This window comes from Vibrio hepatarius, from assembly GCF_001274785.1.
GTDB classification, from domain to species: domain Bacteria; phylum Pseudomonadota; class Gammaproteobacteria; order Enterobacterales; family Vibrionaceae; genus Vibrio; species Vibrio hepatarius.
The window spans coordinates 1-18,452 of sequence record NZ_LHPI01000003.1 but is presented as its reverse complement, the minus strand read 5'-3'; the positions used below and the strand labels follow the sequence as shown (position 1 = coordinate 18,452).

Annotated in this window: 15 protein-coding genes; 12 read left to right on the top strand and 3 right to left on the bottom strand. The window is 45.7% G+C overall.

The features are described from left to right. Positions 1 to 6 precede the first annotated feature (6 nt). From AKJ31_RS05405 to AKJ31_RS05355, 11 genes are all read left to right on the top strand, one after another. Positions 7 to 2,427, top strand: a complete 2,421-nt coding sequence (locus AKJ31_RS05405; RefSeq protein ID WP_053408336.1) for a sensor histidine kinase — start codon at positions 7 to 9, stop codon at positions 2,425 to 2,427. A 249-nt stretch (positions 2,428 to 2,676) separates the two neighbouring features. Next, entirely contained in the window at positions 2,677 to 3,612 is a 936-nt protein-coding gene (locus AKJ31_RS05400; protein WP_053408087.1) for a CorA family divalent cation transporter, read from the top strand. Continuing rightward, complete coding sequence (locus AKJ31_RS05395; protein WP_053408086.1) at positions 3,612 to 4,169, top strand: mechanosensitive ion channel domain-containing protein; 558 nt, start codon at positions 3,612 to 3,614, stop codon at positions 4,167 to 4,169. Before AKJ31_RS05400 ends, AKJ31_RS05395 begins: the two co-directional genes overlap by 1 nt. Positions 4,170 to 4,204: 35 nt before the next feature. Beyond that, positions 4,205 to 4,600, top strand: coding sequence for a DUF2391 family protein (locus tag AKJ31_RS05390; RefSeq protein ID WP_053408085.1), 396 nt, complete (start codon positions 4,205 to 4,207; stop codon positions 4,598 to 4,600). Between the two features lie 626 nt (positions 4,601 to 5,226). Next, a complete protein-coding gene (locus AKJ31_RS05385; RefSeq protein ID WP_053408335.1) occupies positions 5,227 to 6,903 on the top strand; it encodes an ABC transporter substrate-binding protein in 1,677 nt (558 codons plus the stop codon). Between the two features lie 131 nt (positions 6,904 to 7,034). Next, positions 7,035 to 7,955 (top strand): oligopeptide ABC transporter permease OppB, encoded by a 921-nt coding sequence (gene oppB, locus AKJ31_RS05380; RefSeq protein ID WP_053408084.1) that lies wholly within the window; start codon positions 7,035 to 7,037, stop codon positions 7,953 to 7,955. Positions 7,956 to 7,970: 15 nt separating this feature from the next. Continuing rightward, complete coding sequence (gene oppC, locus AKJ31_RS05375; protein WP_025542499.1) at positions 7,971 to 8,873, top strand: oligopeptide ABC transporter permease OppC; 903 nt, start codon at positions 7,971 to 7,973, stop codon at positions 8,871 to 8,873. A 27-nt stretch (positions 8,874 to 8,900) separates the two neighbouring features. After that, complete coding sequence (gene oppD, locus AKJ31_RS05370; protein ID WP_053408083.1) at positions 8,901 to 9,872, top strand: ABC transporter ATP-binding protein; 972 nt, start codon at positions 8,901 to 8,903, stop codon at positions 9,870 to 9,872. Then, positions 9,869 to 10,861, top strand: coding sequence for a murein tripeptide/oligopeptide ABC transporter ATP binding protein OppF (oppF, locus tag AKJ31_RS05365; protein ID WP_053408082.1), 993 nt, complete (start codon positions 9,869 to 9,871; stop codon positions 10,859 to 10,861). The genes oppD and oppF overlap by 4 nt, the downstream gene beginning before the upstream one ends. A 239-nt stretch (positions 10,862 to 11,100) precedes the next feature. Further along, entirely contained in the window at positions 11,101 to 12,045 is a 945-nt protein-coding gene (locus AKJ31_RS05360) for a glutathione S-transferase family protein (protein WP_053408081.1), read from the top strand. 129 nt (positions 12,046 to 12,174) lie between these two features. Further along, the gene (locus tag AKJ31_RS05355) at positions 12,175 to 13,449 is read left to right on the top strand and encodes an MgtC/SapB family protein (RefSeq protein ID WP_053408080.1); all 1,275 of its coding nucleotides are present in this window, start codon (positions 12,175 to 12,177) and stop codon (positions 13,447 to 13,449) included. 70 nt (positions 13,450 to 13,519) lie between these two features. Here AKJ31_RS05355 and pta read toward each other — a convergent pair whose 3' ends face one another. After that, on the bottom strand, positions 13,520 to 15,664 hold the full coding sequence (pta, locus tag AKJ31_RS05350) for a phosphate acetyltransferase (protein WP_053408079.1): 2,145 nt from the start codon (positions 15,662 to 15,664) through the stop codon (positions 13,520 to 13,522). A gap of 117 nt (positions 15,665 to 15,781) precedes the next feature. Then, positions 15,782 to 16,978 (bottom strand): acetate kinase, encoded by a 1,197-nt coding sequence (locus tag AKJ31_RS05345; protein WP_053408078.1) that lies wholly within the window; start codon positions 16,976 to 16,978, stop codon positions 15,782 to 15,784. Positions 16,979 to 17,341: 363 nt separating this feature from the next. On the opposite strand from AKJ31_RS05345, the gene yfbV reads away from it, so the two are divergent. After that, the gene (gene yfbV, locus AKJ31_RS05340; RefSeq protein WP_053408077.1) at positions 17,342 to 17,794 is read left to right on the top strand and encodes a terminus macrodomain insulation protein YfbV; all 453 of its coding nucleotides are present in this window, start codon (positions 17,342 to 17,344) and stop codon (positions 17,792 to 17,794) included. A 65-nt stretch (positions 17,795 to 17,859) separates the two neighbouring features. Here yfbV and AKJ31_RS05335 read toward each other — a convergent pair. Next, positions 17,860 to 18,452 (bottom strand): alanine dehydrogenase (locus tag AKJ31_RS05335; RefSeq protein WP_425425072.1); only part of this gene is annotated, 593 nt, incomplete at its 5' end.

The following is an 18,452-nucleotide window of genomic DNA, read 5'->3' as shown; positions in this document are numbered from 1 at the left end:
CAAAACATGCGAGCCAATAAGATAACCACCCGCGCTTGGGTATGGCGCTCGATGGTTAAAACCGGAATTATTCCTCTGATCTTAGTTGAATCGGTGCTTATCGCTGCCTATTTGCTCAGTAACCATTTCATCAACCGAGACAACATGCAGTACATTCGTACTCAAGTGGATGAAGAACTGAAAATTTCCGCGCTTAGAGAGTCTGGTGTTATCCGTGAGAAGCTCAAATCAGTAGCGGGTATGACAATGCTTTATCGCAACGAAACCGCCAGAGTTCTTCAAGAGCCGCTATCTAACTCCACTGAGGAGCAGGCCAACCTTGCCGTGAGCGAGAGTGGTGTCATGTACTCTAAACAAAACTTAGGTGGTGCGGCGTCGTTTTATTCGGCTCACACTGAGAATAAAGATTGGGACAAAGTGGGCAAGTTATCGCGTCTTGACCCTTTGATGAAGCAACTGGTTGACAATAATGACTTGGTTGCATCGGTGTACTTCAACAGTTGGGACTCATATAACCGAATCTACCCTTGGTTTAATACCTTAGAGCAATATCCGACGGATATGGTTATCCCTGACTATAACTTCTATTACCTCGCGGACTCGCAACACAATCCAGAGCAGAACAACGTTTGGACTGATGTCTATATTGATCCAGCAGGAAATGGTTGGATGGCTTCATCGATAGCGCCTGTGTACAACAACAATGTACTAGAAGGTGTGGTTGGGTTGGACATTACCGTGAGCGCGATTGTAGATAGTATCCAAAGTCTCGCAGTGCCATGGGGAGGGTATGCAGTGCTCGCCAGCGCCAACGGGACCATCATGGCTTTGCCACCCCAAGGGGAGCAGGACTTTGGCCTAAAAGAGTTAACCGATTACAGCTACCAGCAGGCGATAACTGAAGAAATTTTCAAACCGGAAGCGTTTAACTTAATGAAACGTGAAGACACTGCAGCATTGAGCCAGAGCTTATTGCAAAGTGTCGATGGTTTAATGCAAGTACAGTTGGATAACGCGAATAAACTGGTGGCTTGGTCAACCATTCCCGAAACTCAATGGCGATTGCTATTGATTGTCGACGAGAACAAGATGTACGCCGCGTCCAGGCAGTTGGAGCAGAAGTACCAGAACATCGGTTATTTGATGATTGCTGGCTTGGTGGCGTTCTATACACTGTTCTTGATCTTTATCTGGACATCATCGAAAAAGATGAGCAATTTTATCGCTGAGCCACTTAGCCAGATTCAAGACATGGTACATAGGGCGAGTATCGGTGATTTCAAGCTTTCCCACGATGGTTTTCGGCTCAAAGAGCTGAACGAAACTGCCAATGAAATCATACTGATGGGGGAGGAGTTAGATACCCTCACGGCAGAGCTGAAGCATGCGAAACTTGAAGCTGAAAAAGCAAACGTCGCAAAGAGTCAGTTTATCTCGAATGTCAGTCACGAAGTACGAACGCCGATGAACTCGATTTTGGGTTTATCGCATGTGTTACTCAACTCTAACCTCAGTGACGAACACAAAAGTCATCTGTTGAAGATCGATAAATCCGCCAAACATCTGTTGTCTCTGATTAATGACATTCTCGATTTATCGAAACTGGACGCAGGTAAAGTGGATATCGAATACATCCCGTTTGAAGTTGAGCACTTAATACAAGATGTGTACGACTTGTTTGACTATAAAGCGAGTATGCGTGGTATTTCCTTCGTCGCCAGCGTTGAAAGTGATATTCCAGTGTTGGTCGGTGATCCGCTGCGAATTAAGCAAATCTTGCTCAATTACGTGAGCAACGCGATTAAATTTACCGAAGAAGGCGGAATCGCACTGAATGTAGAGTTACTGAGCCAGTCTAACGACAAAGCTCGGATTCAATTTAGTGTCGCGGATACAGGCATTGGCTTATCATTCGATGAGCAAGCTAAAATCTTCGAGAGTTACCAGCAAGCCGATGCTTCAACAACGCGAAAATATGGTGGTACAGGTTTAGGTTTAACTATATGCAAGCGTATCGCGGCCCTTATGGGAGGGACGGTCGAAGTTGAGAGTGAATGTGGGATTGGCAGTACTTTCTTATTCACAATTGAACTCAGCATCGATCATTCTGGTGTACGTGCGCCTGCGCGAAACAAAGAAGTTTCGGAGAGCGACTCTGTGCACCAAGTCCACCAGGTGATGGAATGCAATGCGGAGAATTTACAAGAGTTTGAACAAAGAGTGCTGCAGTTGGAAGTGTTACTAAAAGAAAGCGATTTAGAATCAGAGCACTTCTATTCACAGCACCAGCATTGTTTTGAGCAACTCAGCCCGGAATTAAACGGTAAGTTGCTTGATGCCGTCTCAAGTTATGATTTCGACCGCGCGTTAGCCTTGATTGAACAAGTTAAAGAGAAAATTAACGAACACAAAGACGCGGCAGCCTAACAGCGCTGTCGCATCATCTTGTCTACATTCCATAAAATTCTTCTATCGTTAACATCACAATGTTTTTCTTTCTAATCTCTGAAAGCTCGTTGATTATTCGCCGCACTCAGAGTATGAGCGTAACGCTTGTACCGTATGAAACTTTAACGGCTTATTCGATAGAGTGCTTTTACGTAAGCCTCTGATAAATTAAGCTAATATAAAAGTGAAGTCGTATTCACGCACAACAAAAGAAATAAAGGTCAGGATATGGAAGAGTTTTTGATTACGAGTTGGCGTTTCGACACCGACAAGGTGGAGAAAAATGAGCCAAGCGATGATTCGATCATGCCTGCGATTTGGTATCACTGCCAACGTGATGCGTCAGGTCTAAAGGAGTGGTTGAACCGAAATGGTGTCTCTACTGCTATTGTTGACTCATTGCTTGCGGACGATACTCGACCACGCTTTGAGAAATACTCTGAAGATTGTTTTCTGATCATCTTGCGCGGCATCAATTTTAACCAAGGTGCAGAGCCAGACGATATGCTCAGTCTGCGTATCCTTTGGTATAAAGGCGCGGTGATCTCGACTCGAAAAGTGCCTTCACGAGCGGTGACGTCGTTACTCAATCAGCTTGAGCAAGGGCAGGGGCCAAGTACGTTACAAGATTTGATTCTGGCTATGGTTAACCGAATCAACATCAACATTTCTGAGTTCCTTGTTCCCGTTGAAGAGATGCTGGACTCGCTAAGTTTGGATTCAGACGTTGAGCTGAAAAGCTTAAACTCGGTTCACACCCGCCTACTGCGTCTAAAACGTTACCTAAAGCCGCAGAAGTATGTGTTGGAAGATATCTTAGCAACCCATCCTAAAGTGATGGATAACAAGCAGAATGAACTAAAGAACTGTTTAGATATGATGGCGCGTATTAACGAGTCGGTAGAGTTTTACATTGACCAGATTGAAGTGTATCTAATGAACCTCAATCAGCAGCAAGCGGAAAAAATGAACCGAAATACGTATCTGTTCTCTGTGATTGCCGGGATATTCTTACCGGCGGGATTCTTTACTGGGCTACTTGGGGTCAATATTGGTGGTATTCCTGGAACAGAAAGCCCATTTGCGTTTGCGCTATTTTGTGTAAGCTTGTTGGCTATCGTCGCGGTTGAAGTTGTGATTCTTAAGAAGTTAAGGTTTATTTGATGGTTGAGTTTATTCAAACCAACATGCTGTTTAAACAGATTTTATTCGGTTGTTTGCTGATTCTCGGTTATCTCGTTATTAAGAGACTAGGGCGTCGCTGGATTGAAGCTTTGGCGGACAACAAAAGAGTGTCGTTTAAGCGCACTCAGTTTGTCGTCAAGGCGTTTAATGTCATCGCATTTGGTCTGTTCATCTCCTTTTTCCTGATTATTTTGGATGTTGGGTTTGGGGATGTATCGATATTCCTCTCGTCGATTTTTGCTGTTTTAGGTGTGGCGTTGTTTGCTCAGTGGTCAATCTTGAGCAACTTGACTGCAAGTGTACTGATCTTCTTTGTGTTCCCTTATCGCATTGGGGATCGCGTTAAAGTTGCGGAAAAAGACGAAGACATTAGTGGAGTAATCATCGATATCACAATGTTCCACGTTATTCTTCGTCATAGTAGCGGTAACATCATTACTTACCCGAATAACTTGATCCTACAGAAAGGCGTGACTAAGTTAGTTGCTCAGCCGTCAACGCAAGCCTCTAGCCCTGCGCTGGAGGCGAAGCAGTAGGGTTTGATCGCCAGATAAATTAAGCGAGTGCGTTTATGAAGTTAAGTTTTAATATCGAAGATGCCAGCCAAATTTTTGTTGGTGCGTTCGCACTCGCTGTGCCTATTTCATTTTCTGAAGAAGCGTGGAAGTTGGGGGAGACCCTTGCTCCGTCTAATCTTACGCTTCTGTTCATTCTTTCGATTACCTTTCTTGGCCTTTATACCTATGAAAGCGTGTTTCAGAAGAATATTGAGTCTCGACAATGGGTGTTCATATTCAGAATTGTCATTGCCTACCTAATGACGACTTTCGTGGTGGCGCTGGTTTTGCTCTGCCTCGACAAACTCCCTTTGTTTAGTGAGCCTCTCGTTGCTTTTAAACGAATCATTGTAATTTCAATGCCCGCGTCGATGGGAGCAATCGTGGTAGACAGCTTCGATAAAGAATAACCTGCTCAAACGACCAGTTCGAACTTGTTTCATTTCCGCAAATTAGCGCTAGGAAATAGCTCTACGACTTTGGTCGTATCATCCGCTTTTTGTCATTCCATTTTTGATGTAGTTCTGCCATCTACTCAACGAAAATAGTGAGATGAACTGCCTATCTACTGATAATTCTGTTGTTGAGTGGAAAGATTAAAACGCCGTTCCATACTAGTGATTAAGGTCACAAAATGCCTCATCAGATGAGATGGATGTCGCGAATTGTTAGCGGTTGTGCACAGTTATTGTTAATTTTTTTGCATAATTTCTAGCACAAGATGCTAAAATGCGGTGTCTTTTTAGATAATGTGGCATATCGCTCTATCTCTAGGGAGTGAGTTACTCAGATATACTAACTTTTATAGCCTGATTAGCATTATCATCTAAAATGTTGAAGTTATCGGTGGATTATACGACTTTTTGCTACATTTTTATGGCAAATTGCTTCAATGATTGATAATGTGTGCCGCAATCTTTGTATGGTTTTAGCTTTTTATGCCTACTTTTTGTGCTAAAAAAACCTAAATCACTGTCCGTTCTAGTGAACCTGCAAAGAAGTCATGGATGCAAATGAAAAACTTGGAGTTTTACGCATGTATAAGAACAAAATCACGCGCACGTTATTTATCGGCGCGGGCCTTTCTCTAGCTCTTACTGGTTGTGGCGATAAACCAGAAGAAAAGCAAGCAACTCAACCAGCCCCAGCTCCTGCACCAGAAGCTAAGTCTGATTCTCAAGCACCAAAACTAGCAGCAGTTCAAGAAATTGTGCGCGGTAACGGTACTGAAGTAGCGACAATTGACCCACACAAATCTCAAGGTGTTCCAGAGTCTCACGTAATTCGTGATCTTCTAGAAGGTCTAGTGAACCAAGATGAAAACGGTAATACCGTTCCTGGCGTTGCTGAGTCTTGGGAAACTGCGGACAACAAAACCTTTACTTTCCACCTACGCAAAGATGCTAAATGGTCAAACGGCGATCCTGTGACTGCTGGTGATTTCGTTTACAGCTTCCAGCGTGCAGTCGATCCTGCAACCGCTTCTCCATACGCTTGGTATATGGAATACACCAAGATGAAGAATGCCAAAGACATCGTTGCTGGTAAGAAAGACAAGAGCGAGCTAGGTGTTAAAGCGGTAGACGACCACACATTGGTTGTTGAGCTGGATACAGCAGTACCTTACTTCGTGATGATGATGGGCCACACAACAGTGAAGCCTGTGCACCAAGCAACAGTTGAGAAGTTCGGTGATCAATGGACGAAACCAGAGAACTTTGTAGGTAACGGTGCGTTTGTTGTAGACAACTGGGTTGTGAACGAGCGTCTCGTTCTTAAGCGTAACGAACAATACTGGGATAACGAAAACACTACTCTAAACAAGGTTACGTTCCTACCGATCGAAAACCAAGTTGCAGAGATGAACCGTTTCCTAGCGGGTGAAATCGACATCAGCTACGACGTGCCGGTAGAGCACTTCAAACGTCTGAAGAAAGAGCACCCAGAATCACTTTCAGTAGTGGGTAACCTATGTACTTACTACTACATCTTCAACACCAAGAAAGCACCATTTGATGATGTACGTGTACGTAAAGCGATCTCTTACGCGATCGACCGTGACATCGTCAGTGATGCGATCATGGGCCAAGGCCAAAAACCAGCTTACTTCCTAACTCCTGAAATCACAGCGGGCTTCAACCCAGAAATGCCAGCATACGGCAAGATGACTCAGGAAGAGCGTAACGCGGAAGCGGCACGTCTTCTAGAAGAAGCAGGCTACGGTAAAGACAACCCACTGAAATTCAACCTTCTATACAACACTTCAGAGAACCACAAGAAAGTGGCGGTTGCTCTAGGTTCTATGTGGAAGAAAACACTGGGTCTAGACGTAACTCTAGAAAACCAAGAGTGGAAAACTTACCTATCAACGAAAGACTCTGGTGACTTCGAAGTTGCTCGTGCAGGTTGGTGTGGTGACTACAACGAAGCATCTTCATTCCTAACTCTAATGAAGAGCAACAACACCACTGGCGGTATCCATTACGATAGCAAAGCTTACGATGAGATCATCGACAAAGCGCTTAACTCTACTTCTGAAGAAGAACGTAACGCTCTTTACCTAGAAGCAGAAGCGCTAATGGCTAAAGATATGCCTATCGCACCTATCTACCAGTACGTGAAATCACGTCTACTGTCTCCGAAAGTTGGTGGCTTCCCAGCTAACAACCCAGAAGAGAAAATTTACTCTAAAGATCTTTACATCACAGAGTAACTCTTAACTCGATAGAACTATAAAAATTAGGCTCTGCATGTGAGAAATTGCATGTAGCGCCTATGTTCAGTCCAAACAAATTTGGACTATTCTCTTTAATTTATATTGTCACAGACTGAAAGAGTGAGTTTATGCTTAAATTCATCGCAAAAAGGATATTTGAGGCGATCCCAACTATGTTGGTTTTGATCACCGTATCTTTCTTTCTCATGCGCTTTGCGCCGGGAAACCCATTCTCGACCGAGCGTCCTCTTCCACCAGAAGTTATGGCGAACATCGAAGCTAAATACGGCCTAGATAAGCCAGTATTCGAGCAATACACAACTTACTTGTTTAACGTTGTCCAAGGTGACTTCGGACCATCATTCAAGTATCTAGATTACTCAGTGAATGAGCTGATCTCAGTGGCGTTGCCAGTTTCTGCAAAAGTAGGCTTTATCGCTTTCATCTTTACCGTCATTATGGGGGTAACGGTCGGGACGATCGCCGCCTTGAAGCAAAACACCTGGGTAGACTACACGATCATGTCTACCGCAATGCTCGGGGTGGTAATGCCATCATTCGTATTAGCGCCAGCGCTAATCTATCTATTCTCTCTGCATCTCAATATCTTCCCAGCGGGTGGCTGGCAAGACGGTAGTGCTAAGTTCCTAGTACTGCCAGTTATTGGTATGTCTTTACTCTATGTCGCGACATTCGCACGTATTACGCGTGGCTCGATGATCGAAACGATGAACAGTAACTTTATCCGTACCGCTCGTGCGAAGGGTTTAAGCTACCGTTACATCATCATTAAGCACGCACTAAAACCAGCACTACTACCTGTTGTTTCTTACATGGGTCCTGCATTCGTAGGTATCATCACAGGTTCAGTTGTTATCGAAACCATCTTTGGTTTACCGGGCATCGGTAAGTTATTCGTTAACGCTGCATTTAACCGTGACTACTCGCTAGTAATGGGTGTAACCATTCTGATTGGTTTCCTATTTATCTTATTCAACGCGATTGTAGATATTCTACTTGCAATGATTGACCCGAAAATTCGCTACTAACAGGGAAGTTTGGTTATGTTGACGAAAAAAGAAAACCTAGAAGCGATTGAAAAATTCTCTGAGAACTTGGAGATTGAAGGTCGTAGTCTTTGGCAAGATGCTCGTATCCGCTTTATGCGTAACAAAGCGGCGATGGTGAGCTTATTCATTCTTGTTTTAATGACATTGGCAGTGATTATTCTGCCGATGATTGCACCGTACACATTTGACGACACTGACTGGTACGCGATGCACGTGGCGCCAAGCGCAGAGCACTGGTTTGGTACCGACAGTTTAGGTCGTGACCTGTACGTTCGTACTCTAATCGGTGGTCGTATCTCGCTAATGGTGGGTGTGATGGGCGCATTCGTAGCGGTACTGATTGGTACGCTTTACGGCGCGGCATCTGGCTTCATTGGCGGTAAAGTTGACCGCATTATGATGCGTATCCTAGAGATCCTTTACGCAGTGCCGTTCATGTTCCTAGTTATCGTACTAGTCACCTTCTTCGGCCGTAATATTATTCTTATCTTCGTTGCGATTGGTGCAATCGCATGGCTGGATATGGCGCGTATCGTACGTGGTCAGACACTCAGCCTACGTAGTAAAGAGTTCATCGAAGCGGCGCACGTTTGTGGTGTCAGTAACTGGAAGATCATTACTCGCCATATCGTACCGAACGTATTGGGCATCGTAGCGGTTTATTCAACGCTGCTTATCCCAAGCATGATTCTGACCGAATCATTCCTATCATTCCTTGGTCTTGGTGTTCAGGAACCAATGACAAGTTGGGGCGCACTTCTACAAGAAGGTGCACAGACAATGGAAGTAGCAATTTGGCAGCTGGCATTCCCAGCGGCGTTCATGGTTGTGACTCTATTCTGCTTCAACTACGTTGGTGATGGCCTGCGCGATGCGCTGGATCCAAAAGACAGATAATTAAAAGATAAGATTAAGGAAGCAATGATGAGCTTATTAGATGTCAAAGATCTGCGTGTCGAATTTACCACCCAAGATGGTATCGTCACCGCAGTAAACGATTTGAACTTCTCTCTGAAGCAAGGTGAAACCCTAGGTATCGTAGGTGAATCGGGCTCAGGTAAATCTCAGACAGTATTCGCTATCATGGGTCTACTAGCTAAAAACGGTATTATCTCTGGTAGCGCGAAGTTCGAAGGCAAAGAAATCTTAAATTTGTCTGAAAAAGAACTGAACAAAGTTCGTGCTGAACAAATCGCGATGATCTTCCAAGACCCAATGACGTCGCTGAACCCGTACATGAAAGTCAGTGACCAGTTGATGGAAGTGCTAATGCTGCACAAAGGCATGGGCAAAGCAGAAGCGTTTGAAGAATCAGTACGTATGCTGGAAGCGGTAAAAATCCCTGAAGCACGTAAGCGTATTACTATGTATCCGCACGAGTTTTCAGGCGGTATGCGTCAGCGCGTAATGATCGCAATGGCGCTACTGTGTCGTCCTAAACTGCTAATTGCGGATGAACCAACCACGGCACTAGACGTAACGGTTCAAGCGCAGATCATGGACCTGCTGAACGAGCTAAAAGACGAATTCAACACGGCTATCATCATGATCACACACGACCTAGGTGTTGTTGCGGGTTCATGTGACAAAGTCTTGGTCATGTACGCAGGTCGTACAATGGAATACGGCACGGTTGATGAAATCTTCTACAACCCAAGCCACCCATATGCGGAAGGTCTGCTGAAAGCAATCCCTCGCCTTGATACAGAAGGCGAAATTCTGCCAACTATCCCGGGCAACCCGCCTAACTTACTTCGCCTACCACCTGGCTGTCCTTATCAGGAACGTTGCCATCGCGTGATGGACCGTTGTAAGCAAGAAGCGCCAATCCTGACACCATTTGGTGATGGTCGTCAGCGCGCATGTTTTTCTGAATGGGAGGCTTGGAAGAAATGAGTGCAGATAAATCATTACTACTAGATGTTAAAGATCTTAAAGTTCACTTTAGCATCGCATCAAAATCGGCATGGCCTTGGTCTAAGCCTTCGAATCTTAAAGCAGTAGACGGTGTTAACGTTCGTCTTTACGAAGGTGAAACGCTAGGCGTAGTAGGTGAGTCAGGCTGTGGTAAGTCGACGTTTGCCCGCGCCATCATTGGTTTGGTTGAAGCAACCGACGGTCAAGTTGTTTGGTTGGGTCAAGATCTGACGAAAATGAAAAGCGTGCAGCGCCGTGAAACGCGCAAAGAAATCCAGATGATCTTCCAAGATCCACTGGCGTCGCTTAACCCGCGTATGACTGTCGGTGACATCATCGCTGAGCCGCTAGAGACCTTTTACCCAGAGCTATCGAAGCAGGAAGTCAAAGACCGCGTTAAAGAGATGATGGCAAAAGTTGGTCTATTACCAAACGTGATCAACCGTTACCCACACGAATTCTCTGGCGGTCAGTGTCAGCGTATCGGTATTGCACGTGCGCTTATCCTCAAGCCTAAGATGATCATCTGTGACGAACCTGTATCGGCACTGGATGTTTCGATTCAGGCTCAGGTCGTGAACCTGCTTAAAGAAATCCAGAAAGAGCTAGGTCTTTCTTTGGTCTTCATCGCGCACGACTTGTCAGTGGTAAAACACATCTCTGACCGCGTACTGGTTATGTACCTAGGTAACGCAGTGGAGCTTGGTGAAGCGGAAGCACTGTTTGCTGATCCAAAACACCCATACACTCGCGCGTTGATGTCGGCGGTACCGATTCCAGATCCAAAGATCGAGCGCAGTAAGAAAATCCAAATGCTGGAAGGTGATCTTCCATCACCAATCAGCCCACCGTCGGGTTGTGTATTCCGTACTCGTTGTCCACAAGCAACGGAAGAGTGTGCGAAAACCAAACCGACAATCCAAGGTAACGATGTACACGCGGTATCTTGTCTGCACGTACAAGTGTAAATCATTCAGCCTGTGACGGGCTTAAGCGCGGTATCCTTCGGGACCGCGCTTTTTTTTATGCCTCTAGCCTTCGTGTAAGCACTATTTTAACTAACTGTTTTTCAATGAAAATAAATTGATGAGCTCAATGTGTTTTTGTCATTCAGATAATTCGAACAACTAAGACAAAAGACTTGGGGCTAGAACGCGACGATATTTTTTATACTTACTCTAAATTAAAATCTAACGAGGTTAACGAGATGGGTAAGTTAGTAGAAGGCATCTGGCATGATGTCTGGTACGACACAAAAACCACGGGTGGTAAATTCATTCGCGAAGATGCTGGTTTCCGTGACTGGATTAAGAATGAACCTAATGCCAAATTCCAACCGGAATCAGGCCGTTATCATCTTTACGTGTCATTAGCTTGTCCATGGGCGCATCGAACGCTGATTTTTCGTGCGTTAAAAGGTCTGGAAGAGCACATTGATGTTACGGTTGTGTGTCCTGACATGTTGAGCGAAGGGTGGCAAATGGGGCTGCCTGAGCCGCTGTTTGGTTATAAGCGCCTGTACCAACTATACACACACGCTAAGCCGGACTACACGGGCAGGGTGACTGTGCCTGTATTGTGGGATAAAAAGCACAACACGATTGTCAGCAATGAGTCGTCAGAAATCATCCGCATGTTCAATTCAGAGTTTAACCATATCACTGGGAATACGGATGACTACTATCCAGCAGAGCTTCATGGTCTGATTGAAGAGTGGAACCAGTTTATCTACCCAAACATTAACAACGGTGTCTATCGTTGTGGGTTCGCGACTTCTCAAGATGCTTACGAAGAAGCGTTTGAGGACCTGTTCTCAGCGCTCGATAAGTTAGATAGCCACTTGGCGCTAAACCGTTACTTGGCAGGCGATAAGCTAACAGAAGCCGATTGGCGTTTATTCACCACTTTGATCCGTTTTGACGCAGTCTATGTCGGTCACTTCAAGTGTAATAAGCAACGCATTCAGGATTACGCCAACTTGCAAGGCTATCTAAAAGAGTTGTACCAAGTGAAAGGGGTCAAACAGACCACAGACTTTTACCATATCAAACGTCATTATTATTACAGCCATACTGGAATCAACCCGACGCAAATTGTGCCAGTCGGTCCGGAATTAGATCTCGATTCCCCGCACGGCCGAGATAAGGTTTAAAGCCAATTGGAGAAAGCCCAAAGCGAAAATTGCTTTGGGCTTTTTTAATCACAATTGTTTTGCCTGATTCACAGATAAATAGCCAAAAGCGCTTAAACTTATGATTAGGCTTATAACTTTTGGTGGAACATGGACATCAGTGAGTTTGTCAGCGGTGACAATCACATCTGGAATCTGCTTATCGCACTACTATTAGGCGCGATTATAGGTACTCAGCGGGGCTGGGTGATGCGTCACGGTGTCGAAGGCAGCCGAGTCGCTGGTATTCGTACTTTCTCGTTAGTCGGACTACTTGGCGGTTTAGTTGCTGTGCTTTCGCAGCTGTATACGCCTTTATTGCTCGGATTTGCCCTTATTGCACTTGTTTGTCTCGCCGGGGTCGCGTTTGTTGTACGTCAGCGAATCAGTGAAGATCTAAGTATTACCGGCATAGTCAGCCTGTTAATTACCTTTGTCATCGGTAGCCTTGCCGCATCTGGGCAAGCGGTCTTAGCGGCATCTGCTGCTGTGATTACGGCCTTAGTGCTGGATAACAAGCGAGAACTGCACGACGCGCTGCAAAAGCTGCAAGAGTACGAACTGGATGCAGCGTTAAGGCTATTGTTGATCTCGATTGTTCTGTTGCCAATGCTGCCCAACCAAACTTATGGGCCTTGGAACGCGCTGAACCCTTATGAAATCTGGTGGATGGTGGTGTTGATCGCCAGCATTTCGTTTGTTGGTTACTTTGCGATAAAAATCGGTGGTGAACGGCGAGGCATTCTCTTCACGTCCGTTTTCGCTGGACTCAGTTCCTCAACCGCGCTTACCTTGCAGTTTTCTCAGCTATCCAAAGAACAACCAAGGATCAGTCCGCTGTTGGCGAGTGGCATCTTGCTGAGTTGTGGCACCATGTTTCCAAGATTGATCGTGGTACTGACGGTGTTAAATCCGCCATTGGTGAAACTGCTGTGGCCAATCATTTTATCTATGATGGTGGCGATGTATTTCATGGCCTGGCGGATATGGCGCGAAGTCGATATCGAAAATATTGAGCCGGACAATAAGCAGAAGAACCCACTTGCGCTGCAATCCGCGGTGTTTTTTGGTCTTGTGCTGGCGATGATAATGCTGCTCTCACATGCGTTATCTGATTGGTTTGGTGATGCCGGTACGCTGATTTTGTCTGCGCTTTCAGGGATTACCGATGTGGATGCTATCTCACTTGCGCTAGCGAGGCAGAGTACTCAAACGCTCTCTCTATCTACCGCAGCACTAGGCATTGTGATTGCCGCTTCGGTAAATACTTTAGTCAAAATGGGGATGGTGGTGGTTTTAGGTGATAAGTCTTTGGCGCGCAGAATTGCCCCTGCGATGCTGCTGAGTGTCCTGACGGGGGCTGCGGTGTTTATTTTGATGGTTTAACTAATGTAAGTGATACAAAAAGCCCTCGACTGAGTCGAGGGCTTTCAATTTATTTATCCAATCGAGAGAATTACTTCTGCTCTTGAGTCGCTTGGATTGCTGTTAGCGCGATTGTGTATACGATGTCGTCTACTAGTGCACCACGAGACAGGTCGTTTACAGGCTTACGCATGCCTTGCAGCATTGGACCGATAGAGACGAGGTCTGCAGAGCGCTGTACCGCTTTGTAAGTCGTGTTACCAGTGTTTAGGTCTGGGAATACGAATACAGTCGCTTTACCCGCTACTGGAGAGTTTGGCGCTTTAGAAGCAGCAACGTTTTCCATGATCGCAGCATCGTATTGAAGAGGACCGTCGATGATTAGATCAGGACGTTTCTCTTGAGCCAGTTTGGTCGCTTCACGTACTTTATCAACGTCTGCACCCTTACCAGATTCACCAGTAGAGTAAGAGATCATTGCAACGCGAGGTTCGATACCGAATGCCGCTGCAGAATCTGCAGATTGGATAGCGATTTCAGCCAGCTGTTCAGCTGTTGGATCTGGGTTGATTGCACAGTCACCGTAAACCAGTACTTGATCAGGCAGAAGCATGAAGAATACCGAAGATACGATAGACGCGTTAGGTGCAGTCTTAATGATTTGGAACGGAGGAACGATAGTGTTCGCTGTGGTGTGAACCGCACCAGACACTAGACCGTCAACTTCGTCGTTCTCAAGCATCATAGTACCTAGGAATACAGAGTCTTGTAGTTTCTCGCGAGCAACCACTTCTGTCATGCCTTTCGCGCCACGTAACTCAACTAGACGAGCAACGTAGTTTTCGCGGATCGCATCAGCGTCGATGATTTGCACGCCAGCACCTAGCTCAACACCTTGCTGCGCCGCAACGCGTTTGATTTCTGCTGGGTTACCGAGAAGCACACATTCTGCAATACCACGTTCTGCACAGATAGCCGCTGCTTTTACTGTACGCGGCTCATCGCCTTCAGGAAGAACGATACGTTTGCCAGCTTTACGAGCAAGCTCAGTTAGCTGGTAACGGAATGCTGGTGGGCTTAGACGACGAGACTTCTGAGTGCCTTCCGTCATTGACTCGATCCAGTTACCGTCGATGTGGCTTGCCACGTGCTCGTTGATAAACTCGATACGCTCTTTATCGTCAGCTGGTACTTCTAGGCTAAAGCTCTGTAGGTTCAGAGACGTTTGCCATGTGTTACCGTGCGCTTTGAAAATTGGCAGACCTGTGTCGAAAGCAGGCTTACATAGACCAGCGATCTCTTCAGGGATGTCGTAACCACCAGTAAGTAATACTGCACCGATGTCTACGCCGTTCATTGCAGCTAGAGAAGCGGCAACGATAACGTCTGGACGGTCAGCTGAAGTTACAAGCAGTGAACCCGGCTTGAAGTGTTCAATCATGTGCGGTAGAGAACGCGCACAGAATGTGATGCTCTTGATACGACGAGTTTTGATTTCACCTTCGTTAACGACTTCCGCTTTAAGGTGTTTCGCCATGTCGATTGCACGAGTTGCGATTAGGTCGATGCTCCACGGCACACAACCTAGAACGCGGATTGGAGATGTGTTGAAGATCTCCATCACTTTCATCTCGTTCTGCTTCGCGCTATCTGCATCGTCAAAGATTTCAGATAGGTCAGGGCGAGTACGGCCTGCTTCATCGACTGGAGCGTTCAGTTTGTTGATGATAACGCCAGAGATGTTTTTGTTCTTAGTGCCACCGAAGTTAGAACAAGCTACTTCGATACGCTCTTTAAGTTGAGCTGGGTTGTCAGTACCCGGAGTGGCAACCAATACGATTTCTGCGCCTAGTGTCGCCGCGATTTCCGCGTTCACTTGGTTAGCGAATGGGTGCTTACGAGTTGGTACAAGACCTTCGATCAGTGTTACTTCTGCATCTTTGTTGATTTGGTTGTAACGCTCAACCACTGTCTCTAACAGCTCGTCCATTTTGTCGTTACCGATTAGAGAATCTGCAACTGACATCGGCATAGGCTCACCGATCTTAATATCGCTGTTAACGCCGATAATGGTTGAAGTGAGATCTGGTTGATCGCCACCGCTGCGTGGCTGACTGATAGGCTTGTAGAAAGAAACCTTAACGCCTTTGCGCTCCATAGCGCGAAGAACACCCATGCTTACGCTAGTAAGACCAACACCAGCACTTGCAGGGATAAGCATAATAGTACGAGACATTCGTAGAGTACCTTTTGCTATTGGGATAAAAGCTCAACTGCGTATTCCTTGGCGTGGAATAGGAGTTAAGCCCCACTAAAGAGAACCGGCTGGCTCACTGCCAACCGGTTGAGTCAATTAAAGAGCTGCTAGACGCGCAGTGTCTTCTGCAATAACTAGCTCTTCGTTTGTAGAGATAACCATTGCTGGGATACGGCTCTCTGCAGTTGTGATAGTACCTTCGCCGCCGAAACGTGCTTTAAGGTTAGCTTCACCATCAACTTCGATACCGAATACGCCAAGACGGTTTAGAACCATTTCACGGATAGGACCAGAGTTCTCGCCGATACCGCCAGTGAATACGATAGCGTCCAGACGACCTTCTAGAGTCGCAGTGTAACCAGCAACGTACTTAGCTAGACGGTGACAGAACACGTCCATTGCACGAGTTGCTTCTTCTTTTTGGCCGTAGTTGTCTTCAACGAAACGACAATCAGAAGTCACTTCAGTTAGACCTTGTAAGCCTGACTCTTTAGTTAGCATCGTGTTGATTTGCTCAACAGAGTAACCTAGTGCGTCGTGTAGGTGGAAGATGATCGCAGGATCGATGTCACCACAACGAGTACCCATTACAAGACCTTCAAGCGGAGTTAGACCCATAGAAGTGTCTACAGATTTACCGTTCTTGATTGCACAAACAGATGCGCCGTTACCTAGGTGGCAGTTGATGATGTTAAGTTCATCTGCTGGTTTACCTAGACGCTCAGCCGCTTCACGAGCGATGAATAGGTGAGAAGTACCGTGCATGCCGTAACGACGGATACCGTGCTCTTTGTAAAGGTTGTATGGAAGTGCGTATAGGTACGCTTCTTCTGGCATTGTTTGGTGGAATGCAGTGTCAAATACTGCAGACATTGGTAGGCCAGGGAACGCTTTTTGAGCCGCTTTGATACCGATGATTGCAGCTGGGTTGTGAAGAGGTGCTAGAGTTGCACAGTCTTCGATACCTTTGATTACTGCATCGTCGATCAGTACTGACTTAGTGAATTTTTCACCGCCGTGTACAACACGGTGGCCGATTGCTTTTAGTTGCTCAGCAAGTTCTGGCTTAGAAGCAAGAATAGTTTCAACGATGAATGATAGAGCTTCATCGTGTGCAGCGCCTTCGCCTAGTTGTGCTTCGTGTTTACCATCAAGTTTCCACTTGATACGTGCTTCAGGAAGATGAAGACATTCAGCAAGACCTGTTAGGTGCTCGTCGCCATTTGCTGCATCAACAATAGCGAACTTAAGAGAAGAACTACCGCAGTTTAAAACTAAAACTAGCTTAGACATGAGTGACTACCTGTTATTCGTCTGATTACAAAATCAGTAAGGATGAAAATTAATCACAAGAATAGTCGATGCTGAAAATAGCGCGTACTAATCTTGGTCAAAAAAACTTCGAATTCCGTATAATTATGAACGTGGTGACTCCAAATCACCGCGTTTGCATCCTTGCAGATAGGTCTCAAGAGTTGCTTATCTGGTAAATAACGGCAACAATGAGATTGTGGGTCTGCAAAGAATAGCGATAAGCGCTAATGATAACAAAAAAAATTTGAAAGAATATTAACTTTTATCATTTTTTTGCGTTTAAAGTTGAATGTTTCAATTAAATTTTAATTAAGACCTGAAGCTATTAAGTGAGAGAGTCGTATGAGTAATAAAGTCGGATTAGTTCATAGCCTACGAGATGGGCAGAAGTACATGGATACCTGGCCTATGCGTAAAGAGCTCAACTTATTGTTTCCTGAGCAGCGCATCATCAAAGCGACTCGCTTTGGGGTGAAAGTAATGCCAGCGATCGCCGCCATCAGTGTTTTGACTCAGATGGCTTTTGATAACTACAGCTCAATGCCTCAATCGGTCATCATCGCCCTGTTTGCGATCAGCATGCCGATTCAAGGTATATGGTGGCTAGGGAATAGGGCGAACACCCAGTTACCCCCATCATTAGCGGGTTGGTATCGAGAAATTCATCAAAAGATTGTGGAAAGTGGCAGTGCGGTTGAGCCGATTAAATCTCGCCCTCGATACAAAGAGTTGGCACGCATTCTCAATAGCGCATTCAGACAACTCGACAAATCATCTCTAGAACGCTGGTTCTGAGTGTTATCAAAGCAAACAAAAAAGCGCCTTTAATAAGGCGCTTTTGTCATTTATGGATAACCCAACTAGCTGAACATTGCAATCGCAGCTTCCGGTTCGACGTATTCCAGACCAAAGCCTTCTGCGACTTCTTTACACGTCACTTTGCCGTGAATAACGTTCAGACCTTCAAGGAAACCTTTGTCTTCAAGAAGTGCTTCGCGATAACCTTTGTTGGCTAGTTTGACAATATAAGGTAGTGTTGCGTTATTAAGGGCGAAAGTAGAAGTGCGTGCAACAGCACCTGGCATGTTCGCAACACAGTAGTGAACCACATCGTCAACAATGTAAGTGGGTTCTGCGTGAGTGGTTGCGTGCGAAGTTTCGAAACAGCCACCTTGGTCGATTGCTACGTCAACGACCGCAGAACCAGGCTTCATTTTGGCAATGTGTTCTTTGGTGACAAGTTTAGGAGCCGCTGCACCAGGGATAAGCACAGCACCTATGACCAAGTCAGCATCAAGGACGTGTTTTTCGATCGCATCTTCAGTTGAGTAAATTACTTTTGCTTGACCCTGGAATTCTTCGTCTAGACGACGTAGTGTATCAACGTTGCGATCAAGAATAGTGACATCCGCGCGAAGACCGATGGCCATGCGAGCAGCATTGGCGCCGACGA